Genomic DNA, 1,759 nt, shown 5'->3' on the forward strand with positions numbered 1-1,759 from the left:
TGATGCTGCACCAGCCCCTGCACCGGCCGCAGCCGCCCCCGCTGCCCCGGCAGAAGCCCCGGCTCCCGCTCCCGCGCCGGAAGCCAAGGATGACGCCAACCCCTACGGCCTGTCCGCCCTGTGGTCGAACGGGGACATTATCGCCCGTGGCGTGCTCGTCATCATGCTCATCATGTCGCTTGGCACATGGTTCATCATGATCACCAAGTTCATCGAACAGGGGCGTCTGTTTGCGGCCTCCAAGGATGCGACCAAGAGCTTCTGGACCAAGCACAGCATCCAGGAAGGGGCGTCCGCACTCTCCCCCTCCTCTCCGTTCCGCTATATTGCCGATACCGGCATTACAGCCGCCGAACACCATGAAGGCACGATGCAGGAAGCCATTGACCTGCATAGCTGGACCTCCATGTCCATCCAGCGTGCGGTGAACAATATCCAGAACAGCCTGCAGAAGGGTCTGGCCTTCCTTGGCACCGTGGGGTCCACCTCTCCGTTCATCGGGCTGTTCGGTACGGTGTGGGGCATCTACCACGCGCTGACCGCCATTGGCATTGCCGGTCAGGCCTCCATCGACAAGGTTGCAGGTCCTGTGGGTGAATCGCTGATCATGACCGCCATTGGTCTGGCAACAGCCGTGCCTGCGGTGCTGGGTTACAACCTGCTGGTGCGCCGTAACAAAGGGGCCATGGACCAGGTGCGTGATTTTGCCGATGACCTGCAGTCCATCCTGATCGGTGGCGTGCGCCACGGTGCGGCGGCGGATGCGGTACGTGTGAACGCCGACAACTCCCCGACCACGGTCACAACTTCCAACCGGGTGGGCTGAGCCATGGGAATGCAGGTTGGCAACGGGGGAGGGGACGACGAAGTCGTCTCCGCCATCAACACGACCCCTCTGGTGGATGTGATGCTTGTTCTGCTGATCATCTTCCTGATCACCATTCCGGTGGCGACCCATACGGTCAAGGTCAACCTGCCGCGCGACATGAACCAGCCCACGCAGACGATGATGAGCAACGTGGTGCTGGCAGTCACGGCGGATGGCAAGGCGTTCTGGGATGAAACCCCGATCAGGGATCAGGCGGACCTTCTGGAACATCTGGAGAAGGTGGCCGTGCTCAAACCGCAGCCGCAGATCCAGATCCGCGGGGACATGAAGGCCCGGTATGAGACTGTAGGCAAGATGGTGGCCGCCTGCCAGCAGGCGGGGATCTACCACATCGACTTCATTACCGAGAAGCCGAAGAGCAACTGACAACGGCGGGCCATGGCCCCGCCCCCCTGTGCGTTTGTGCACGGGGGGCAGGAGTAAAGAGAGTAACTGATCATGGGCATGAATGTCGGGTCGGATAGCACGACGGAAGACGAAGGCATTGTCGACATCAACACCACGCCATTGATTGACGTGATGCTTGTTCTGCTGATCATGCTGATTATTACCATTCCGTTGCAGACGCAGTCTGTTGCGATTGACCTGCCACAGGGCAACCCGCCACCTTCTACGGAGGAGGTTCCGGTTGTGACGCTTGTGGTGGACTTTGACAACACGATCACCTGGAACGGGCAGCCGGTCAGTGGTGAGGACGATCTGCAGGCCCACCTGCGCGAGATCGCCTCCGCACAGCCCAAGCCGGAGTTCCACATCCAGCCCAACAGGCTGGCTGACTACAAGACCGTTATCCACGTCATGGCCGACGCACAGCGCCTGGGCGTGACACAGATGGGAATCGTCGGGCAGGAACAGTTCGTCGATCAGTAA

General features: G+C 60.7%; 3 protein-coding genes. All 3 read left to right on the forward strand.

Annotated features, from left to right (window positions below; all coding sequences use genetic code 11):
* Window positions 1-826, forward strand: an 826-nt coding sequence (locus JCM25146_RS15875; RefSeq protein WP_025829270.1) for a MotA/TolQ/ExbB proton channel family protein, incomplete at its 5' end; no start/stop codon positions are given.
* Between the two features lie 3 nt (window positions 827-829).
* Entirely contained in the window at window positions 830-1,255 is a 426-nt protein-coding gene (locus JCM25146_RS15880) for an ExbD/TolR family protein (RefSeq protein WP_025829272.1), read from the forward strand.
* Window positions 1,256-1,327: 72 nt separating this feature from the next.
* Window positions 1,328-1,759, forward strand: coding sequence for an ExbD/TolR family protein (locus JCM25146_RS15885; RefSeq protein WP_025829274.1), 432 nt, complete (start codon window positions 1,328-1,330; stop codon window positions 1,757-1,759).

Source organism: Acetobacter okinawensis JCM 25146 (assembly GCF_000613865.1).
GTDB classification, from domain to species: Bacteria; Pseudomonadota; Alphaproteobacteria; order Acetobacterales; family Acetobacteraceae; genus Acetobacter; species Acetobacter okinawensis.